Raw genomic sequence first — 19,857 nt, 5'->3', positions numbered from 1 at the left:
TCGAGCGGTCCAGCCTGCCAGGATGCCGTCATGAGCATCCTCGTGAACGTCGACAACTTCGCCCTCGCCGAGACCCACCGCATGATGCGCGACCTCCAGAAGGAGGCCGGGGGTGTGGATCGGTTCCTGCACAACAGGGCTCCGGCCGCGATCGACCGGCAGACCGTGATCCGGCTGAACCGGGACACCCTGTACAGCTTCGCGGTCCTCGACATCAGCGAGGGCGCGACGTTCACCATCCCGGAGCACGGCGACCGCTACCTCTCGGCGATGGTCGTCAACGAGCACCACTACGTCGATGCGATCTTCCACGAGGCGGGCGAGCACACGCTGACGGTGGCGCAGTTCGGGACTCCGTACGTCGTGCTGGCCGTCCGCATCCTCGTGGACCCCGCGGACCCGGCGGATGTGGCGGAGGTGGGGGCGCTGCAGGACCGCATCGCGCTGCACAGCGGGTCGGCTACGCCGTTCACGATGCCGGACTACGACACCGTCAGCTTCGACGAGACCCGCCAGGCGCTGCTCGCGCTGGCGCGGAACCTGCGAGGCTTCGACCGCATGTTCGGCAGCGAGGGCGAGGTCGACCCGGTGCGGCACCTCATCGGCACGGCGGCGGGCTGGGGCGGGCTGCCGTCATCCGAAGCGAGCTACATCGGCGTCGACCCCCGTCTGCCGGTGGGCCGGTACGAGCTCACGGTCGGCGAGGTGCCGGTCGACGGCTTCTGGTCGATCTCGGTGTACAACGCGGACGGCTTCTTCGAGCCGAACGATCGCGACGCCTACACGATCAACGACATCACCGGCGTCCGCAACGACGACGGCACGATCACCGTCCGCTTCGGCGACCATCCGGAGGGCGTGCCGAACGTGCTGCCGATCACGGAGGGCTGGAACTACCTCGTCCGCCTCTACCGCCCCCGCCCCGAGGTGCTCGACGGCAGCTGGACGTTCCCGGCGCTCCCGGAGTCGGCATGACGGGCTCTTCGCGCGACCGCGGTCAGGCCACGTGCGTCCGGGCGTTCGCGTCCGCCGCGGCGAACGAGGCACAGACGGCCTCCTCGAGGTCCGGGTAGCGGAAGGTGAAGCCGGCGGCGGTGAGCTTCTCGGGGAGGACCCAGCGGCTCTTGAGGACGAGCTCGGTCTCGGTGCGGATGCCGATGGCGCCGAGCTCGAGCATCCAGCGCGGCATCGGCGGGCCGATCTTCGTTCCCAGCACGCTGCGCACGGTGGCCATGAAGGTGACGTTGTCGACAGGGTGCGGTGAGGCGGCGTTGACCGGCCCGTCCAGGGCCGGGGTCTGCTCGAGGAACTCGATGATGCGCGCCACATCCTCGATGTGGATCCAGCTGAAGCGCTGTCGCCCACGACGGGCGCCGGGAAGGTGCGCGGTGCCGGCGGCGCGGCGCGCGGGACCGACCGGCCAGAACCCGTCGTACTGCGGGCCGCCGAGCCCCCGCCGCGCGAGCGTGCGCAGCGGTTCCAGCACACCGCCGTCGCTGAGGACGATGGCGGTGCGGAGGGCCACGCGGCGGGTGCCGGGGAGCGCGTCGGCGAAGAGGGCACGCTCCCACGCCTTGGCGACCTCGACCGAGAAGCCCGTGCCGATCTCGCCGGAGGACTCCGTCATCGGCCGGTCTTCCGCGTGCCGGTAGATCGTGGCCGTCGAGGAGTTGATCCACAGCGGCGGCGGGGTGGCCGCGCGGGAGATGGCGCGGCTCAGGGCCGCGGTCGTGTCCAGGCGGGAGCGGAAGATCTCGGCACGGTTGCGTGGCGTGTAGCGGCAGTTCACGCTCTTTCCCGCGAGGCCGACCACGAGCGAGGCCCCGTCGACAGCGGCGTCGATGCCGTCCTGATCGCTCCAGGTGAGGTCGCTTCCCGAGCGGGAGATCGTGACGACCTCGCGCCCGGCATCCCGGAGTCGTGCCGTGAGGAATCGCCCCATGAACCCTGTGGCCCCGCCGATGACCGCCCGGTCCGTGCTCATGCGCTGTCGTCCTTCCGATCGGGTTCGAGGGCGTAGTCGAAGTCGCCCCGGTACTCGTAGAGGCGGCCGAGGAGCGGTGCGTCGACCGTCAGGCGCACCCGCTGGCGACCGGCCTCGTCGTCCCAGCGCTCGACGAGCCGGACCACGGGAGCCACGATCCGCGGGATGCGGAGCCGGAAGCGCCCGAGGCGGATGCCCACCGCGCGACTGGTCAGGTGCAGAGCGCCCGCGCGGGGCTCGACATCGAAGCAGGCCGCGATGAGGCCGGGCTCGCCGATTTCGTCGACGATGCGGCCGTGCCGCGTCGGGGCGACGGCGTCGCGCATGACCCACGGCCCGGTCGCGAACCGGAAGGTGCGCTCGGCGATCGCCCGGGAGGCGATGGTGCGGTTCTCGATGCGGAAGGGCACGTCGCGCTCCCAGCGGGCGGCGATCACCCCGCGCCGTTCGAGGCGGCGGAGGAGCGGCCAGAGCGCGCGGCGCGGCGTGCCGACGCGCTGGAACGTGCCTTCGCCGACGCCGACCATCCCGTCCGGGACCGCCTGGAAGTAGGTCCGGAGCCGGGGGTGCAGCTCGGCGAGGCGCTCGCCGAGGGCCCTCGCGTACGGGGACTGCGGCACGGGCGTCACGGTTCGAGCCTAGCCCTCGGGGACGTCGCCCCGGCCCGCGTCGTCCGCCGGGCGGAGCAGACGGTCGAGGAGGGCGAGGGCCTCGTGCTGCGGAGCCGCGTCGTCCAGCAGCCACTGCGTCTGCAGGCCGTCCGAGGCCGCGACGACGAGGGCGGCGACCGCGAGAGGATCGACGTCCGCCCGGATGCGCCCGTCCGTCTGCTGCTCCCGGACCGTCTCGGCGATGTCGGCCCGCAGGCGGGCGAAGCGCTCGGTCGCGAAGGCGCGGGCGGCGGGATGGCCCTCCTCGAGCGCGCTGGCGACGAGCGTGGAGTACAGCTGCACCAGACCGGGGACCTCGCGGTTGGCCCTGGCCGACCGGATCATCCCCTCGACGGGGTTCGCGGGTTCCGGCTCGGTCTTGCGTCCCGGGGCGTTGCTCTCGACGTAGACCGCGACGAGCAGCTCCTCCAGCGACCCGAAGTAGTGGGTGAGGGCGGCATGCGTCACCCCCACCTCCTTCGCGATCGCCCGCAGACTCGTGCGGTCGGCGCCGCGGGCCGCGAACACCTCGATCGCGCGGTCCAGGATCTCCTGGCGGCGGGCGATGCCCTTGGCATACGTCCCGCGGGGACGCGGGCGTTCGGAGTCGTCGGAGGGTGCGGCGGGCATGTCGCGAGTCTATCGACAGAAAACTTCCATGTGGAGGTATTCGGTGCTAGCGTGCCTCCGGGGCGCGATGCCCACCTGTCACCGACGACCGAGGAGCACGACCGATGACGATCCAGACCTCTCTCCAGCTGTTCACGATCCGCGAGCAGCTGGAGGCCGACCTCGAGGGCACGCTCGCCGCGGTGGCGGCGCGCGGGTTCACCGCGGTCGAGCCCTACGACTTCGTGCGCCGGGCGGACGCCATGGCCGCCGCCGTGTCGGCCGCGGGACTGACCGCCCCCTCCGGGCACGCTTTCCTGGCCACGCCGACCTTCGTACGCCCTGACGGCTCCGGCACCACGACCCCCGTGCCTTCGCCCGCGGAGGTCTTCGCGGCCGCGAAGGCGCTCGGCATGGGCACGGTGATCGATCCCTACACCGAGCCGGCGCGCTGGGAACGCATCGATCAGATCGTCGAGACGGCCCGGCTGCTCAACGAGGCGGCGGAGATCGGCGCCGAGGCCGGCGTCCGGGTCGGCTACCACAACCACGCGCATGAGCTGGAGGCGGTGTTCGACGGGGTGACCGGGCTGGAGGTCCTCGCGGAGCACCTCGATGAGCGCGTCGTGCTGGAGGTCGACCTCTACTGGGTCGCTCGGGGCGGCGTCGATCCGGTGGCCCTCGTGGAGCGTCTCGGCGAGCGCGTGATCGCGGTGCACGCGAAGGACGGCACCCTCGACCCCGCGCTGCTGGATGCGTACCCGCCGGCCGATCAGGTGCCCGCGGGCGACGGGACGGTGCCGCTCCGGGAGGCCATCGCCGCCGCGCCCGCGCTCGAACTCGCCATCGTGGAGTTCGACCACTACGACGGCGACCTGTTCGACGCCATCGAGCGCAGCCGGGTCTTCCTGGACGCCGAGGTGGCGCGCTGATGGTGCGCGGGGGTGGTGTCGTCGGCGTCGGCCTCATCGGCGCCGGGAACATCAGCGACCAGTATCTGCAGAACCTCACGCACTTCCCGGACGTGGAGGTGCGCGCGGTCGGCGACCTCGTCGAGGAGCGGGCGCGCGCGCAGGCCGCGGCGTACGGGGTGCCGCGGGGCGGGGGTGTCGAGGTCGTGCTCGACGATCCCGACATCGACATCGTCGTGAATCTCACGATCCCCGCCGCGCACGTCGCCGTCTCGGAGGCCATCGTCGCCGCCGGGAAGCACGTGTGGACCGAGAAGCCGCTCGGCGTGGACCGCGAGGAGGCACGACGCCTTCTCGAGACGGCCGCAGCGGCCGGACTCCGTGTCGGCGTCGCGCCCGACACCGTCCTCGGTCCCGGTGTGCAGACCGCGAAGCGCGCGATCGCCCGCGGCGACATCGGCCGTCCGCTGTTCGGCCAGACGACCTTCCAGTGGCAGGGACCGGAGATCTTCCACCCGAACCCCGCGTTCCTCTATGCGAAGGGGGCGGGGCCGCTCCTCGACATGGGGCCGTACTACGTCTCGACCCTGGTCCACGTCTTCGGGCCGGTGGCCGCCGTGGCCGCCCTCGGGCTGCAGGGGTCGCCGACCCGCCGCGTGCAGGTCGGCGACCGTGCCGGGGAGGAGTTCCCGGTCGAGATCCCGTCCACGCTCAGCGTCCTGATGGACTTCGAAGGCGGCGGTCAGGCCCAGAGCCTCTACAGCACGGACTCGCCGCTGGTTCGGCAGGGCATCGTGGAGATCACGGGAACCGAGGGCACCCTCGTCATCCCCGACCCGAACACGTTCGGCGGGCCGATCACGATCACCCGGCCGCTGTCCCGGCACTTCGTGCCACCGGAGCCGGTGGTGCAGGAGGTCGTCGATGTCGCGCCCGAGGGGGTGCTCGCGGGGCGCGGGCTCGGGCTGCTCGACATGGTGCGCGCGATCGCGGAGGACCGACCGCACGTCGCCACCGGCGAGTTCGGGTACCACGTGCTCGACACGCTCCTCTCGATCGAGGAGGCTGCAGCGCGGCGCACGTTCGTGGAGGTCGCGAGCACGCTGGATCAGGTGGGCGCGCTGCCCGCCGACTTCGATCCCTTCGCGGCGACGTAGCGGTCCACGTTCGCGGGGGAGAGCACCTCGCGAGCGACCATGATCGCCGCCCCCAGCACCGCCGCGCGGTCGCCCGCCTGCGACTGCACGATCGCGAGGTGCTGGGTGGCGAGCGGGATCGAGCGGCGGTAGACGACCTCGCGGACACCGGCGAGCAGGTGCTCTCCCGCGCGGGCGATGCTGCCCCCGAGCACGATGATCGACGGGTTGAGCAGGTTCACGACCGTCGCGAGCACCTCGCCGACATCGCGACCCGCCTGGCGGGTGGCCTCGATGGCCGCGGCGTTGCCGGCGCGGACGAGGTCGACGACGTCGGAGGCGCTGTGCACGTCGTGACCTTCGGCGCGCAGCGCGACGGCGAGGGCCGAACCGCTCGCGAGGGCCTCGAGATCCCGTTCGTCGCCCGGCTCCCGCCCCGAGCCGGCGCTCATCGGCACCTGGACGTGACCCATGTCGCCCGCCGATCCTTGCGCCCCGCGCTGCAGCTGACCGCCGGCGATGATGCCGGCGCCGATGCCGGTCGAGACCTTCACGAACACCAGGTCGTCCACCCGCGGCCAGCTCGTGGCCTGCTCGCCGAGGGCGAGGATGTTCACATCGTTGTCGACGAGGACCGGGACGTCGAACGTGCGCTGCACGTAGCCGGGGACGTCGAAGCGGTCCCACCCCGGCATGATCGGCGGGTTGGTCGGGCGCCCCGTGGAGTGCTCGACAGGGCCGGGGACGCCGATGCCGACGCCCACGAGGGGCAGGCCGTCGGCGGTCGCGGCGAGCAGGGCCGTCCCCTCCGCGAGGATCGCGTCGAGGAGGGCCTCCGGTCCGTCGCCGATGTCGATCGCGCGGGTGTGCGCGTCGAGGATCACGCCGGCGAGGTCGGCCACGGCGACGGTCGCGTGCGTGGCTCCGAGGTCGACGGCGAGGACGAGGCCGGCGCGCGGGTTGAAGGCGACGCGGGCCGGAGGGCGGCCGCCCGTCGAGACCGCTTCACCGGCGGGGCGGAGGAGATCGGCGGCGAGCAGTGCGTCGACCCGGGAGGCGACGGTGGAGCGGGCGAGGCCGGTGAGGGCGGCGAGCTCCGCCTTGGTGCGCGCGTGCCCGTCGCGGAGGATCTGGAAGATCTCGCCGGTCCCGGGGGAGGGCGTCGCGAGCGGCCTCAGCACGTCAACCATGGCGTCAGTAAAGCACAGCACTTCTCGCAGTCGGCTGTGCGACTTCGGATTCGTTACAAACAACTTTTGACGAAGGACTAGCAAAAGTCCTCGTCGCTGTGTCAGACTCGCCGCCATGACAACGGATGTCACTGACACCGGTCTCGGGACGATCCGAACCGGGATCCTCGGCGGGGGCTTCATGGCCCGCGTGCACCGCACGGCCGCCCGAGACGCGGGCGGCGCCCTGCGCGCCGTCGCCACCCGTTCCGCGCAGGGCGCCAGGGAGGCCGCGCAGCTGCTCGGCGCCGCACGGGCCGACGACGTGGCGGCCCTGCTGGACGCCGACGACATCGACGTCGTCCACATCTGCACCCCCAATGCCACACATGCCGACCTCGCTCTCCGCGCGCTGCGGGCGGGCAAGCATGTCGTGTGCGAGAAGCCGCTCGCGACGACCGCCGCCGATGCGGCCGCCCTCGCCGAGGCCGCCGCCGAGGCGGGGCTCGTCGCGGCCGTCCCCTTCGTGTACCGCTACCACCCCATGGTGCGCGAGGCCAGGGCACGCATCGCCCGTGGTGAGGCCGGGGAGCTGCTCACGCTGGACTGCTCGTACCTGCAGGACTGGATGCTGCGGCCCACCGACGACGACTGGCGGGTGCGCTCCTCGTCCGGCGGCGCCTCCCGCGCCTTCGCCGACATCGGCTCGCATCTGTGCGACCTCCTCGAGTTCGTCACGGGCGACCGGATCCGCACCCTGAGCGCCCGTACCCGCCGCGTCTTCGCCGAGCGGGCAGGGCAAGCCGTCGACACGGAGGACATCGTCGCCGTGCTCGTCGAGACCTCGGCGGGGGCGCTCGGCACGCTGCTCATCTCGCAGATGGCGGCGGGCCGGAAGAACGCCCTCACCCTGGAGCTGCACGGGACGCGGCAGAGTATGCGGTTCGAGCAGGAACGGCCGGAGGAGCTCTGGGTCGGCATGCGGGAGGAGTCGCGGCTGCTGCTGCGCGACCCCGTCGCGGCCGACCCGGAGTCCGCCCGGCTGCAGCGTGTCCCGGCCGGGCACGCCATGGGATATCAGGACGCCTTCAACGGCTTCGTCGCCGACGTCTACGCCGCGATCGCGGGCGACGTCCCCGACGGACTGCCGACGTTCGCCGACGGCCACCGCGCGGCCGTGCTGACCGAGGCCGTGCTCGATTCCGCCGCCCACGAGGGCCGCTGGACGGAGGTGCGGGCATGACCGCGACGACGACGCAGCCGGTGCTGCGGGTGGCCGGGATCCGCAAGGCGTTCTTCGGCGTGGAGGTGCTGAAGGGCATCGACTTCGACGTGCGGCCGGGGGAGGTGCACGGCCTCGTCGGCGAGAACGGCGCAGGCAAGTCCACGCTCATGAAGATCATCGCGGGCGTGCAGCCGGCCGACGAGGGGACGATCACGTACCGGGGCGCGGAGGTACGCCACGCGCACCCGCGGCAGGCGATGGACGCCGGCATCGTCACGGTGTTCCAGGAGTTCACCCTGCTCCCGGAGCGCACGGTCGCGCAGAACGTCTACCTCGGCCGGGAGCCGCGGCGCGCGGGGCTCGTCGACGTCCGGGCCATGAACGTGCGTACCGGGGAGCTGCTGAGCGACCTCGGCGTCTCCTTCATCGATCCGCAGTCCCGGGTGGGCTCGCTGACGGTGGCCGAGCAGCAGATCGTCGAGATCGTGAAGGCGCTGTCGTTCGACGCGCAGGTGATCTCGATGGACGAGCCGACTGCCGCCCTCAGCGACCGCGAGGTGGAGCTGCTGTACGCGATCATCCGCCGGCTCACGTCGCGAGGGGTCGCCGTCATCTACGTCTCGCACCGGCTGAAGGAGATCTTCGACCTCTGCGACCGGATCACGATCCTCAAGGACGGCGCCCTCGTCTCCACGGACGAGACCGCGGCGCTGACCACCGACGAGCTCGTGCGCCGGATGGTGGGGCGGTCGATCCAGTCGTACTTCCCCGACCCGGTGGCCGGCACCGCGGTCGGCGCGCCCCGACTCGAGCTCGACGGCTGCGGGAACGCCTACGTGGACGGGGTGTCGCTGACGCTCCGTGCGGGGGAGATCGTCGGGGTGGCCGGGCTCCAGGGGTCGGGGCGCACCGAGCTGGTGGAGGGCGTGTTCGGCATCCAGGCCTTCACCCGCGGCGCCGTGCGGATCGACGGGAAGCCGGTGCGGATCGGCGGCCCACGCGCGGCTGTGCGCGCCGGACTCGCCCTCGTCTCCGAGGACCGCAAGGCGCAGGGGCTCGCGCTGGGGCAGTCGATCCTCGACAACGCCCTGCTCGTGGTGCGGAACGTGTTCGCGGGACGCACCGCGGCGTCGCGCCGGGAGGTGCCGGGGGTGCTCCGCACGCTGGAGGTGTCCTCGCGCGGCCTCGATCAGGAGGTGCGCTTCCTGTCCGGCGGCAACCAGCAGAAGGTGGTGCTGGCGAAATGGCTGCTCACCCAGCCGCAGATCGTGCTCTTCGACGAGCCGACGCGGGGCATCGACGTGGGCGCCAAGTACGCCGTCTACCAGCTCATGCGCGAGCTGGCGGCACAGGGGAAGGCCGTGCTCATGGTCTCGAGCGAGCTGCCGGAGGTCATCGGCATGAGCGACCGCATCCTCGTCATGCACGACGGCGAACTCGTCGCCGAGCTGCCGGCCGGTGCGGCCGAGCACGAGATCCTCGCGGCGGCCACCGGCGCCGACCGCGGTCCTTCGACGAACGGGGGTGCGCGATGAGCCGCCGCTCCGGAGCCCGTCTCCGCATCGACTCGACCGTGATCGTGCTCGGCATCCTGCTGCTCGCGCTCGTCGTCGGCGCGATCCTCGTCGCCACGGTCGGTCGCAACTTCCTCAGCCCGGGGAACATCCGCGACATCCTGACCGGGATGAGCGTGCTCGGCCTCGTGGCCATCGGGCAGACGCTCGTGGTGCTCGGCGCCTCGCTCGACCTGTCGGTCACCTACGTCATCAGCCTGTCGAGCCTGCTCGCGGCGACGATGATGGCCGGGAGCGCCGGCAACATCCCGCTCGCGGTGATCGTGACGCTCCTCGTGTGCGCAGGGATCGGGCTCGTGAACGGGCTCATCGTGACGGTGCTCAAGGTCAACGGCTTCATCGCGACGCTCGGCGTCGGGCTGATCCTCCAGGGCATCCTCAACACGAACTTCGAAGGCTCGGCAGGCGAGGTCCCGTGGGCGTTCCAGCTCATCGGCGCGACCGGGGTCGGACCGATCCCGGTGTCCACGCTCATCATGATCGCGCTCGCCGTGCTGGTCTGGGTGCTGCTCAACCGCACCCGCACCGGCGCCCATCTCTACGCCGTCGGCGGCGACCCCGAGATCGCGCGGCTCAGCGGCGTGCGCACCCGCCTCCCGCTGATCTGGGCGCACGTGCTGTGCTCCGTGTTCGCAGGCCTCGCCGGACTCCTGCTCGCCAGCCGTCTCGGCGTGGGCAGCCCGACGGTCGGGCAGCAGGGCGGCTACGCGCTGCTCTCCATCGCCGCGGTCGTGCTCGGCGGCACCCTGCTCCTCGGCGGGCGCGGCTCGATCTGGGGCACCATCGGCGGCGTCGCCATCCTCGCCGTCGTCGACAACGTCATGAGCGTGCTGCAGGTGAACCCCTTCCTCAAGGACGTGGTGCGCGGCATCGTCATCGTCGCCGCGGTCGCCGTCTACAGCCGGCGTGCCATCGTGCGGCGCCGTCCTCGCTTCGGCGCCGGCGGCACGCGCACCGGGGGAGATGATGCCGCGAAGGCGGCCGAAGCCGACATGGCGGTCGCGGCCGCCGAGCTCGCCGACCCGACCACCGAGGTCGCCGCCGTCGACAGCGCCGCGGATACCGCCTCCGTGCGGGAAGGAGGGCGCTCATGAACGCGCTGCGCACGCTCGTCAGCCCCCGCGGGGCGGTCTTCCTGCTGCTCGTGATCCTGCTCGTCGCGGTCGCCGTGCTCAACCCGAGCTTCGCCGAGCCCGGGCAGTTCATGCGGTACCTGCAGCGCGTCGCCCCCATCGCGATCGTCGCGATCGGGCAGTACTTCGTGATCATCGCGGGGGAGTTCGACCTCTCCCAGGGGTCGCTCATCACGGCGCAGGTCATCATCGCCGGCAACCTCGTCGGCCAGGACGACGCGCGCACCCTCCCTGTCCTGCTGCTCATGATCGTGTTCGGCGTCGTGGTGGGGCTCGTGAACGGCGTCCTCACGACGCTGCTCAAGGTGCCGTCGTTCATCGTGACGCTGGGCATGATGCTCGCCCTGCTCGGCGGCGTGATGTGGTGGACGGGCGGCGCGGCCACGGGGAACCCGGCCGACAGCTTCCGGGAGATCGGTCGCGGCGGGATCCGCGACCTCCCCGTGCTGGAGTTCCTGCCCTGGGCCGTGCTGCTGCTCGCCGCCTGGCTCGCCCTCGGCATCGTCATCACCAAGCGCCCGCTGGGCAAGACCCTCATCGCGATCGGCGACAACGCCCGCGCGGTGGACTACGCCGGTGCCCGCCGGGCCTGGGTCACGACCCGCGCGTTCGTGCTGTCCTCCCTCTCGGCCACTCTCTCCGCCGTCCTGCTCGTCGGGTACGCGGGGGTGCACCCGTCCGTCGGCCGCGGCTACGAGTTCACCGCGATCACCGCGGTGGTGCTCGGCGGCGTCGTGCTCGGCGGAGGCCGAGGGTGGATCGTGGGCGCCGTGGCCGGAGCCTTCGCGCTGGAGGCGCTGTTCCTGCTCCTGAACATCGCGGGCGTCCCCTCCACGCTCCGCGACGCCGTGCAGGGCGTCATCATCATCGCGGCCGTCGCCTATGCGGGGGTCGCCTTCCGAGCCCGCCGCCGGCGCGGTCCCCAGCCGACGGACGTCCCGACCGCGGGGACCGAGAACCCCCAGAACCGCACCACCGCATCAAGCCCTACAACCAGAGGAGATTAGCAATGCGACGATCGATGAAGATCGCCACCGCAGGGGTGGCCCTCTTCGGCCTCATCGCGCTCGCCGGGTGCACGACCGACCCGTCCGTGGCGCCGGCGGAGTCGGAGAACCCCGAGGAGTCGGCCGAGACCACCGAGTGGTTCGACCAGGAGCTCTTCGACAAGCAGGACGAGGAGCGCGGCGTCGACCCCCAGGGCCCCGCCGACCAGCCCTACCTGCAGCACATCAACGCCGAGATGGTCGACACGTCGGAGTTCGCCAGCACCGGCGCCAAGAAGGCCTGCTTCGCGAACGCCTCGATCTCGAACCCGTGGCGGCAGACGGGCTGGATCACGATGAACGAGCAGCTGAAGGTGCTGCAGGAGTCGGGCGCGATCAGCGAGATGGAGACCCGCGACGCGCAGGACTCCGACGACACCCAGATCGCCGACATCGACTACTTCATCTCCGAGGGGAACTGCGACGTCTTCCTCATCTCGCCGAACAGCACGGCGGCGATGACCCCCGCGGTCGAGCGGGCGTGCGAGACGGGCAAGCCGGTGGTCGTGTTCGACCGCGGCGTGAACACCGACTGCCCTGTCACGTTCATCCACCCGATCGGCGGCTTCGCCTGGGGCATCGACACCGCGGAGTTCCTCATCGACAACCTCGACGAGGGCGACAAGGTCGTGGCTCTCCGGATCCTCCCCGGCGTCGACGTGCTGGAGCACCGCTGGGCCGGAGCCGAGAAGCTGTTCGAGGAGGCCGGGATCGAGGCCGTCGACCACTTCACCGGAGCGGACCCCGCCGAGATCAAGAGCATCATCAGCGACGAGCTCGCCAAGGGCGACGTGCAGGGCATCTGGATGGACGCCGGTGACGGTGCCGTCGCCGCCATCGAGGCCTTCGAGGACGCCGGAGCCGACTACCCGGTGATGACCGGCGAGGACGAGATGAGCTTCCTGCGGAAGTGGAAGGACACGGGTCTCACCGGCCTCGCTCCGGTGTACTCGAACTTCCAGTGGCGCACCCCGCTGCTCGCGGCGCAGATGATCTTCGCGGGTGAAGAGGTGCCGAAGGAGTGGGTGCTCCCGCAGAAGCCGATCACCGAGGCCGAGCTGGACGACTATCTCGCGGCGAACGAGGGGATGCCCGACGGCCACTACGCCAAGTTCGGCGGCGAGGACCTCCCCGGTTACCCGACGGTCTGGCAGGAGCGTCAGATCCCGTAACCCCGTGTGCTCCCGCCCTTCCGCTCGGCCCGCGCCGAGTGGGAGGGTGGGAGCACCCGCACGATCACAAGGACAACGATGCCCCGCACGATCGCCGTCAACACCTGGGTCTGGACGTCTCCGCTGACGGACGACACCCTGGAGCCGCTCGCCCGCACGGCAGCGCGGATGGGCTACGACGCCCTGGAGCTGCCGCTGGAGAGCGTCGGCGACTGGGACCCGCTGCGGGCCCGCGCCGTGTTGGACGGCCTCGGCATGGGCGCGGTCGTGGTCGGCGCGATGGGTCCCGGCCGCTCGCTGCTCGCACGCGCCGGAGACGTCGCCGCGACGCAGGACTACCTCCGCGCGTGCCTGGACGCCGCGGCCGTGCTCGGGGCCTCGGTCGTCGCCGGACCGTTCTACGCGCCGACCGGCGTCACCTGGCGCATGGACGAGAGGGAGCGGGCGGAGGTCGTCGGCGAGCTCCGGGAGAACCTCGCTCCGCTCGCCAGGGAGGCCGCGGCGATCGGCGTGACGCTGGCCGTCGAGCCGCTCAACCGCTACGAGACCAGCGTGCTGAACACCGTGGCGCAGAGTCTGGACGCGCTGGCGCCGCTGCTCGGTGCCGGGGTGGGGCTGGCCCTCGACACCTACCACCTCAACATCGAGGAGAAGCGGCCGGCCGATGCGGTCCGCGCGGCCGGCGCCGCCATCGCGCACGTGCAGGTGTGCGGCAGCGACCGCGGTGCCGTGGGCGACGACCACACCGACTGGCCGGAGATGCTCCGCGCGCTCGACGACGCCGGCTACCGCGGCGCCCTGGGACTGGAGAGCTTCACGGGGGAGAACGCGACGATCGCCGTCGCCGCCTCCGTCTGGAGACCGCTCGCCGCGAGCCAGGACGACCTCGCCGCCCGCAGCATCGCCCACCTGCGCGCCCTCGGTGCCTGAACCCGCCCGCGACACGAAGCCCCCGCGATACGAAGGAGTATCCATGAGCAGTCACCCGGTCACCCTGTTCACCGGCCAGTGGGCCGACCTCCCGTTCGAGGAGGTGGCCCGGCTCGCGGCGGAGTGGGGCTACGACGGGCTGGAGATCGCCGCGTCCGGCGACCACCTCGACCTCCGTCGGGCGGACGAGGACGACGCCTACGTCGCGTCCCGCCGCGAGATCCTCGACCGGCACGGGCTGCAGGTGTTCGCGATCTCCAACCACCTGGCCGGGCAGGCGGTGTGCGACGACCCGATCGACTTCCGGCACCAGGGCATCCTGCGCCCGTACGTCTGGGGCGACGGCGAGGCCGAGGGTGTGCGGCAGCGGGCGGCGGAGGACATGAAGCGGGCGGCAAGGGTGGCCGGGAAGCTCGGCGTCGACACCGTCGTCGGCTTCACCGGTTCGTCGATCTGGCCCTATGTCGCGATGTTCCCGCCGGTGCCGGAGGCGGTGATCGCCCAGGGCTTCCAGGACTTCGCTGACCGGTGGAATCCGATCCTCGACGTGTTCGACGGGGAGGGCGTGCGCTTCGCCCACGAGGTCCACCCGGGGGAGATCGCGTACGACTACTGGTCGAGCGTCCGCACCCTCGACGCGATCGACCACCGCGACGCGTTCGGCTTCAACTGGGACCCCTCGCACATGATGTGGCAGAACATCGACCCCGTCGGCTTCATCGTCGACTTCGCCGACCGGATCTACCACGTCGACTGCAAGGACACCCGTCTGCGCCCGCGGAACGGGCGGGCCGGGGTGCTCGGCTCGCACCTGCCGTGGGGCGACCCCCGGCGCGGCTGGGACTTCGTCTCCACCGGCCACGGCGACGTGCCGTGGGAGGACGCCTTCCGTGCGCTGGACGCGGTCGGCTACGACGGACCGATCTCGATCGAGTGGGAGGACGCCGGTATGGACCGCCTGCACGGAGCCCCTGAGGCTCTGGCTTTCGTGCGCTCCCTGCTGTGGCCGCAGCCCGAAGCCGCCTTCGACGCCGCGTTCCGCCATCAGTGACGGCAGGGCGGACGACCGGCCGTGCTCAGGGCTCCCGCAGGCGGACCAGGCGCTCGTGCCCGGTCTCCTCGAGCTCGGCGATGTCGTCGCGCGACTTGAGGAAGTCGGAGAACGACCGGTAGCCGAGGGCCTTCTCGCTGAAGGACGGGTCCATGCGGCGCATGTGCGTCTTGACCGCGGAGCTGTGCAGCCATTCGTCGGCGTCCGCCTTGTCGTGGCCCAGACGCAGCGCCCGCTCCAGGAGGCGTGTGGCCTCGCCCTGGTCGTCGATCTTCTCCTCGACCTTGGGCTCCTCGGCGGTGGGCTTGCTCTTGGCCTTCGTGCGCGACTTCGACGCCGTCTTGGGCTTCGGGGCACCCGTGTCCGCGGTGGCCGGGGCGGACGGCTCCGCCGGAACCTCGACCGCGGGGGCGGCGGCCGGTGCCGCCTTCGTCGGACGCGCCACGCCGGGGAGCGAGTCGTACGACTCGAACTCGTCGCACGCGGCCGCGAGGGATTTCGCCGTGGACCCGGCCACGCCCACCCCGATCACGTACCGGCCGAGGCGCTTGCAGCGCTGGGCGAGCGGCACATAGTCGCTGTCGCCCGCCACGATGACGACGTGGGTCAGGTCCGGCAGGCGGAACATGTCCTCGACTGCGTCGACCGCCAGCCGGATGTCCGCGCCGTTCTTCGCGTACGCCGCGGCGGGGAAGAGCTGCACGAGGTCCACCGCGCGCGCCACGAGCTGCGAGCGGTACTCGGCGTTGACCGGCGACGACCAGTCCGCATACGCCCTCGTCAGCACGAGCGTGCCGAAGGACGCCGCGTAGTCGATGATGGCGCCGACCTCGATCATCGCCCGGTTCAGCCGCTCGGCGACCTCGGGGTCGTTCGGGTGCTCCGTGATGCGCTGGCGATCCTTGCCGTAGGAGTTGCGGCCGTGGACGCGGTCGTACCAGGAGATGACGATGTTGTCGAAGTCCAGGTACACCGCCACGCGGGCGTCGGTCGTCTCAGCCACGGTCGTCCTCCTCACCGGGGTACCGGACGCCGATCTGCGCGCGGATCTCGTCGAGGGCGCCCATGATGGCGACGCTCTCCGCGATGGGGAGGATGTCGCCCTCGAGGAGACCGTCGCGGACCAGACGCTCGGCCGCGAGCGCCTGGTACTGCATGCCGCGGCCCTCGACCTCCGAGACGTACTCCTCCTGCACGGTGCCGTCCGGCCGCACGACGCGGAAGGAGGTGGGGGTGTACCAGACCCGATCGATGTCGATGCGGGCCTCGGTGCCGACGATGCTCGCGGCGTTGGGGCCGGCACCGCGCGAGGAGGAGAGACTCGTGGAGACCGCCCCGCTCTCGTGGATCATGACGGTGGCGACCTCGGAATCGGCCCCGGTCTCGACCAGACGCCCCACGGCGCGGATGGTGGTCGGTGCCCCGAGGATGTCCCAGATGAAGGAGATCGGGTAGATGCCGAGGTCGAGCAGCGCGCCGCCGCCGAGCTCGAGCGCATTCAGACGGTGTGCGGGGTCGGTGGGCAGCTGCTGCGTGTGGTCGGCGCTCACGGCGCGGATCTCCCCCAGGGCGCCGTCGGCGAGGAGCTCGCGGATGCGGACCATGTGCGGCAGGTAGCGCGTCCACATCGCCTCCATCACGAGCAGCCCGCGCTCGGCGGCGAGCCGCTGGAGGTCTTCGGCCTGGGCGCGGTTGAGGGTGAACGCCTTCTCCACGAGCACGTGCTTGCCGTGCTCCAGGGCGAGCCGGGCGTTCTCGTGGTGCATCGGGTGCGGCGTGGAGACGTAGACGATGTCGACGTCGGGATCGGAGACCAGCGCCTCGTACGACGGATGCGCGTGCGCGATGTCGAAGCGTGCGGCGAAGGCGTCGGCCGACTCCTGCGAGCGCGAGCCCACCGCGACGAGGTCGAGGCCGGCCGTGCGCAGATCGGATGCGAAGGCGCCGGCGATGCCGCCGGTCGCGAGGATTCCCCAACGAAGTCCAGTCATCCTCTCAGCGTAGAGGGTGGCGCATGTGACCGTCTGTGACGTCCGGTGACCTCCGGCATCGCCGTCGTGGCCGGGGCCGCCGTCGCGCTCCTACCGTGTCGGCATGACGGAACCCCTCGTGATCGGCGCCATGGTGCGCACCCTCGGCGCCTACCCCTCCGGATGGCGGTATCCCGGCGCCCACCGTGACCCCGCAGGCGACGCCGACATCCTCCGCCGTATCGCGCGGGCGGGGGAGGACGCCGGCCTGGACTACCTCTTCTTCGGCGACTGGCTCGCGACCGGGCCCGACCTGGAGTTCCGCGATCCGTACCTCCTGGCCCGTATCGACCCGCTGAGCGCGGTGCTGTTCCTCGCCGGGGTGACCTCGCGGATCGGGCTCATCGCGACGGTGAACACCACCTATGCCGACCCCTACGCCACGGCGCGGGCGCTGGCATCGCTCGACGTCCTCACGCACGGGCGCGCCGGGATCAACCTCGTGACCGGCGCGGAGCCGCGGGCCGCCGGCAACCACGGTCGGGACGCGCACGCCGACACCGAGACGCGCTACGACCGTGCGGAGGAGTTCGTCGTCGCCCTGCGCCGACTCTGGGACTCCTGGGCCGAGGACGCCTGGATCGCCGACGCCGAGCGCGGTGTGCTCATCGACCCCCGGGGGCTGCGCGCCGCCGACGTCCAGGGTGCACACGTGCGGGTCGCCGGCCCGCTCAACGTCGCCCGCCCGCCGCAGGGGCGCATCCCGATCGTGCACGCGGGGACCTCGCCGCGGTCGCGGGCGCTCGCGGCGACCGCCGCCGACCTCGCCCTGATCGCCGCCCCCACCCTCGCCGACGCCGTGGCCACGCGGCGTCTGCTGCGGGAGATCGCGGCGGAGGCGGGCCGTCCCGCGGAGGAGCTGAAGGTCATCGCCCCGGTGCTCCCCGTCGTCGCGGAGTCCGACGCAGCCGCCCACCGGATCGTCCGGCGGCTGCTGGAACTCGTCCCGCTCGCGGAGGGCGGGCAGCGGGAGCGCGTCGGGTTCCCGGCGAACCGCACGGTGGAGGCTCTGGCCGACGCGCTGGAGGTGGCCGCCGACGACCCGCTGCGGGCCGCAGCCTTCGACACCCCGGTGACGGTCGCCGAGGCCGCACGCCTGGGGGAGCGGGGCGCCGCGCTCGTCGAACGGCTCGCGGGGATCGCCGGACTCCGGGTCGGGACGCCGGACGCCCCGACCTGGCGGCATCTCGTCGCCGCGCACGCCGTCCCTGCGGCCTTCGTCGTCGGCGACGCCGGCACGATCGCCGACCACTTCGCGCACTGGCGCGACGAGGGCGCCGCCGACGGCTTCAACGTCCTCTCGGCGTTCCAGCCCGGGCAGTTCGAGGCCTTCACCCGCCTCGCAGCCCCCGAGCTCCGTCGTCGCGGTCTCCTCCGCGCCCCGGACGAGACCGGCCAGGGGTCCCGCGCGGAGACGCTGCGCGACCGCCTCCGTGTGACGTCGCGTGTCGGCGCGTGACCACGCGTGTCGTCTCGCGACACCCGGAGTCCGCGGCCTCGCCGCTGCACCCCGCCGCTTCCTACCGTGAACACCACTCGCACCCCTTCCGCACACACCCTGCCTTCCGAACTCGAGGAGCCCTCCGCATGAACCGCCGCCTCATCCGCACCGCCGCCGTCGCGGTCCCGCTCGTCCTGATCGGCAGCCTCGCCGCCTGCGCCACCTCGCCCGCGCCGGGGAACACCCCGGCCGCGGCGGGAGACCCCGTCACCGGCGGCACGCTCACCTACCTCGAGCACCAGGCCTACACGAACCTGTATCCGCCGCAGGCCGGCTTCTACCCGAACGGCGGCATCGTCAACAACATCGCCGCCCGGCTCACCTGGCAGAACCCGGAGACGCTCGAGATCGAGCCGTGGATCGCCGCGGAGTGGACCGTGAACGACGACGCCACGGAGTACACCTTCGACCTCAACCCGGACGTGACGTTCTCGGACGGCACGCCCGTGGACGCCGCTGCCGTGGCGAAGAATTTCGACACCTACGGGCTGGGCGACGCCGAGCGCGGGCTCACCGTCTCCGAGGCCATCAACAACTACGCCGGCAGCGAGGTGGTGGACGAGGACACCGTGACGTTCCGCTTCAGCGCGCCGTCGCCCGGCTTCCTGCAGGCGACGTCGACCATCAACTCGGGACTGCTGTCCCCGGAGACCCTGGACGGCACGATCGAGGACTTCGGCGCGGGCAATGCGGAGGAGATCATCGGCTCCGGGCCCTTCACCGTCACCGACGAGAAGCTCGGTACCGAGTACACCCTCACCGCCCGCGACGACTACGCCTGGGGCCCGGACAGCGCCGAGAACGACGGTCGGCCCTACCTCGACGCTGTGCACGTGCTGGTCACGCCCGAGGACTCCGTGCGCATCGGGTCGCTGCTCGCGGGCCAGGCCGACTATGTCCGCTACGTGCAGGCGTTCGACGAGGACCGCGTCGAGGGCGCCGGATTCACGCTGTACGCCCCGCAGACCCGCGGCGTGAACAACTCGATCGCCCTCCGCCCGGAGAACCCGCTGCTGTCCGACATCCGCGTGCGCCAGGCGATCATCGCCGCGGTCGACGCGCAGGAGGTCGTCGACACCCTGTTCACCGAGAACTACCCGGTGGCCACGTCGGTGCTGTCCTCCCAGGCCGCGGGATACAAGGACGAGTCCGCGCACTACGCCCACGATCCGGAGAAAGCGGAGGCGCTGCTCGACGAGGCCGGCTGGGAGCCCGGCGCCGACGGCATCAGGGAGAAGGACGGCGAGCGGCTGTCGATCACGGTCTACGAGGCCAAGCCGCAGCCCCTGTCGAAGCAGACCCTGGAGCTCGTGGCGCAGCAGCTCGCGGCGGTCGGGGTGGAGCTCACCGTCAAGCCCGGCGACGCGGGCAGCTACGCGGAGGACACCCGTGATCCGCTGAAGACGGGGTTCTACCACTCGATGGTCGGCCGTGCGGACCTCGACGTGATCAAGAGCCAGTACTTCACGAAGAACCGCGACGTGCTCATCTCCCAGGACGCGACGCTGGACGAGCTGCTGCTCGCCGTGGCCTCCGAGCCGGACGCCGAGAAGCGGGTGGCCGCCTCGCAGGCCGTGCAGGACTACATCGCGGAGCAGGCGTACGTGATCCCGCTCTTCGAGGAGCCGCAGGTCTACGGTGCGGCCACCTATGTGCACGGCGTCGCCTTCGAGTCGGTCGGCCGCCCCACGTTCTCCGGCGTGTGGCTCGCGGAGCACTGAGGACCACGGTGACCC

The 19,857-nt window shown here is 71.8% G+C and carries 18 protein-coding genes; 12 read left to right on the top strand and 6 right to left on the bottom strand.

The window, feature by feature from the left end:
- The first annotated feature begins 30 nt into the window (after positions 1-30).
- Positions 31-975: a DUF1214 domain-containing protein gene (locus C6C15_RS12200; RefSeq protein ID WP_105950239.1), complete on the top strand. Its 945-nt coding sequence runs from the start codon at positions 31-33 to the stop codon at positions 973-975.
- Positions 976-997: 22 nt separating this feature from the next.
- On the opposite strand, the gene C6C15_RS12195 is transcribed toward C6C15_RS12200, so the two are convergent.
- The 3 genes from C6C15_RS12195 to C6C15_RS12185 are packed head-to-tail and all read right to left on the bottom strand — an operon-like array spanning position 998 to position 3,264.
- Positions 998-1,984, bottom strand: a complete 987-nt coding sequence (locus tag C6C15_RS12195) for an epimerase (protein ID WP_105950238.1) — start codon at positions 1,982-1,984, stop codon at positions 998-1,000.
- Positions 1,981-2,613: a DUF4166 domain-containing protein gene (locus C6C15_RS12190; RefSeq protein WP_105950237.1), complete on the bottom strand. Its 633-nt coding sequence runs from the start codon at positions 2,611-2,613 to the stop codon at positions 1,981-1,983. The genes C6C15_RS12195 and C6C15_RS12190 overlap by 4 nt, the downstream gene beginning before the upstream one ends.
- 9 nt (positions 2,614-2,622) lie before the next feature.
- The gene (locus C6C15_RS12185) at positions 2,623-3,264 is read right to left on the bottom strand and encodes a TetR/AcrR family transcriptional regulator (protein ID WP_105950236.1); all 642 of its coding nucleotides are present in this window, start codon (positions 3,262-3,264) and stop codon (positions 2,623-2,625) included.
- 104 nt (positions 3,265-3,368) lie between these two features.
- Here C6C15_RS12185 and C6C15_RS12180 point away from each other — a divergent pair, with 104 nt between their 5' ends.
- Together C6C15_RS12180 and C6C15_RS12175 are read left to right on the top strand one after the other, a co-directional pair.
- A complete protein-coding gene (locus tag C6C15_RS12180; protein WP_105950235.1) occupies positions 3,369-4,175 on the top strand; it encodes a sugar phosphate isomerase/epimerase family protein in 807 nt (268 codons plus the stop codon).
- Entirely contained in the window at positions 4,175-5,311 is a 1,137-nt protein-coding gene (locus C6C15_RS12175) for a Gfo/Idh/MocA family protein (RefSeq protein ID WP_105950234.1), read from the top strand. Before C6C15_RS12180 ends, C6C15_RS12175 begins: the two co-directional genes overlap by 1 nt.
- Here C6C15_RS12175 and C6C15_RS12170 read toward each other — a convergent pair.
- Positions 5,263-6,480, bottom strand: coding sequence for an ROK family transcriptional regulator (locus tag C6C15_RS12170; protein ID WP_060923559.1), 1,218 nt, complete (start codon positions 6,478-6,480; stop codon positions 5,263-5,265). The two genes, C6C15_RS12175 and C6C15_RS12170, sit on opposite strands and share 49 nt — an antisense overlap.
- Before the next feature lie 115 nt (positions 6,481-6,595).
- Here C6C15_RS12170 and C6C15_RS12165 point away from each other — a divergent pair, with 115 nt between their 5' ends.
- The 7 genes from C6C15_RS12165 (at position 6,596) to C6C15_RS12135 (ending at position 14,590) form a co-directional block, all read left to right on the top strand.
- The gene (locus tag C6C15_RS12165; protein WP_105950233.1) at positions 6,596-7,702 is read left to right on the top strand and encodes a Gfo/Idh/MocA family protein; all 1,107 of its coding nucleotides are present in this window, start codon (positions 6,596-6,598) and stop codon (positions 7,700-7,702) included.
- Positions 7,699-9,219 carry a sugar ABC transporter ATP-binding protein gene (locus C6C15_RS12160; protein ID WP_105950232.1) on the top strand — a complete coding sequence of 507 codons (1,521 nt, stop codon included), beginning with the start codon at positions 7,699-7,701 and terminating at the stop codon, positions 9,217-9,219. Before C6C15_RS12165 ends, C6C15_RS12160 begins: the two co-directional genes overlap by 4 nt.
- Positions 9,216-10,352, top strand: a complete 1,137-nt coding sequence (locus tag C6C15_RS12155; protein ID WP_105950231.1) for an ABC transporter permease — start codon at positions 9,216-9,218, stop codon at positions 10,350-10,352. Before C6C15_RS12160 ends, C6C15_RS12155 begins: the two co-directional genes overlap by 4 nt.
- Entirely contained in the window at positions 10,349-11,398 is a 1,050-nt protein-coding gene (locus C6C15_RS12150) for an ABC transporter permease (RefSeq protein WP_060923163.1), read from the top strand. Before C6C15_RS12155 ends, C6C15_RS12150 begins: the two co-directional genes overlap by 4 nt.
- 14 nt (positions 11,399-11,412) lie before the next feature.
- The gene (locus C6C15_RS12145; RefSeq protein WP_370670664.1) at positions 11,413-12,609 is read left to right on the top strand and encodes a substrate-binding domain-containing protein; all 1,197 of its coding nucleotides are present in this window, start codon (positions 11,413-11,415) and stop codon (positions 12,607-12,609) included.
- A gap of 78 nt (positions 12,610-12,687) precedes the next feature.
- Positions 12,688-13,539 (top strand): sugar phosphate isomerase/epimerase family protein, encoded by an 852-nt coding sequence (locus tag C6C15_RS12140; protein ID WP_060923161.1) that lies wholly within the window; start codon positions 12,688-12,690, stop codon positions 13,537-13,539.
- Positions 13,540-13,582: 43 nt separating this feature from the next.
- Entirely contained in the window at positions 13,583-14,590 is a 1,008-nt protein-coding gene (locus C6C15_RS12135; RefSeq protein WP_105950230.1) for a sugar phosphate isomerase/epimerase family protein, read from the top strand.
- 25 nt (positions 14,591-14,615) lie between these two features.
- Here C6C15_RS12135 and C6C15_RS12130 read toward each other — a convergent pair whose 3' ends face one another.
- Both C6C15_RS12130 and C6C15_RS12125 read right to left on the bottom strand, forming a co-directional pair.
- Positions 14,616-15,593 (bottom strand): NYN domain-containing protein, encoded by a 978-nt coding sequence (locus C6C15_RS12130; RefSeq protein WP_060923159.1) that lies wholly within the window; start codon positions 15,591-15,593, stop codon positions 14,616-14,618.
- Positions 15,586-16,581 carry a Gfo/Idh/MocA family protein gene (locus tag C6C15_RS12125; RefSeq protein WP_060923158.1) on the bottom strand — a complete coding sequence of 332 codons (996 nt, stop codon included), beginning with the start codon at positions 16,579-16,581 and terminating at the stop codon, positions 15,586-15,588. Before C6C15_RS12125 ends, C6C15_RS12130 begins: the two co-directional genes overlap by 8 nt.
- 103 nt (positions 16,582-16,684) lie before the next feature.
- On the opposite strand from C6C15_RS12125, the gene C6C15_RS12120 reads away from it, so the two are divergent.
- Together C6C15_RS12120 and C6C15_RS12115 are read left to right on the top strand one after the other, a co-directional pair.
- Positions 16,685-18,079 (top strand): NtaA/DmoA family FMN-dependent monooxygenase, encoded by a 1,395-nt coding sequence (locus C6C15_RS12120; protein WP_105950229.1) that lies wholly within the window; start codon positions 16,685-16,687, stop codon positions 18,077-18,079.
- A 128-nt stretch (positions 18,080-18,207) separates the two neighbouring features.
- On the top strand, positions 18,208-19,842 hold the full coding sequence (locus tag C6C15_RS12115) for a TIGR04028 family ABC transporter substrate-binding protein (RefSeq protein ID WP_105950228.1): 1,635 nt from the start codon (positions 18,208-18,210) through the stop codon (positions 19,840-19,842).
- Positions 19,843-19,857: the final 15 nt, after the last annotated feature.

Source organism: Microbacterium sp. str. 'China' (genome assembly GCF_002993305.1).
Taxonomy (GTDB): Bacteria; Actinomycetota; Actinomycetes; order Actinomycetales; family Microbacteriaceae; genus Microbacterium; species Microbacterium paraoxydans.
This window is presented reverse-complemented; position numbering and strand designations above follow the sequence as displayed.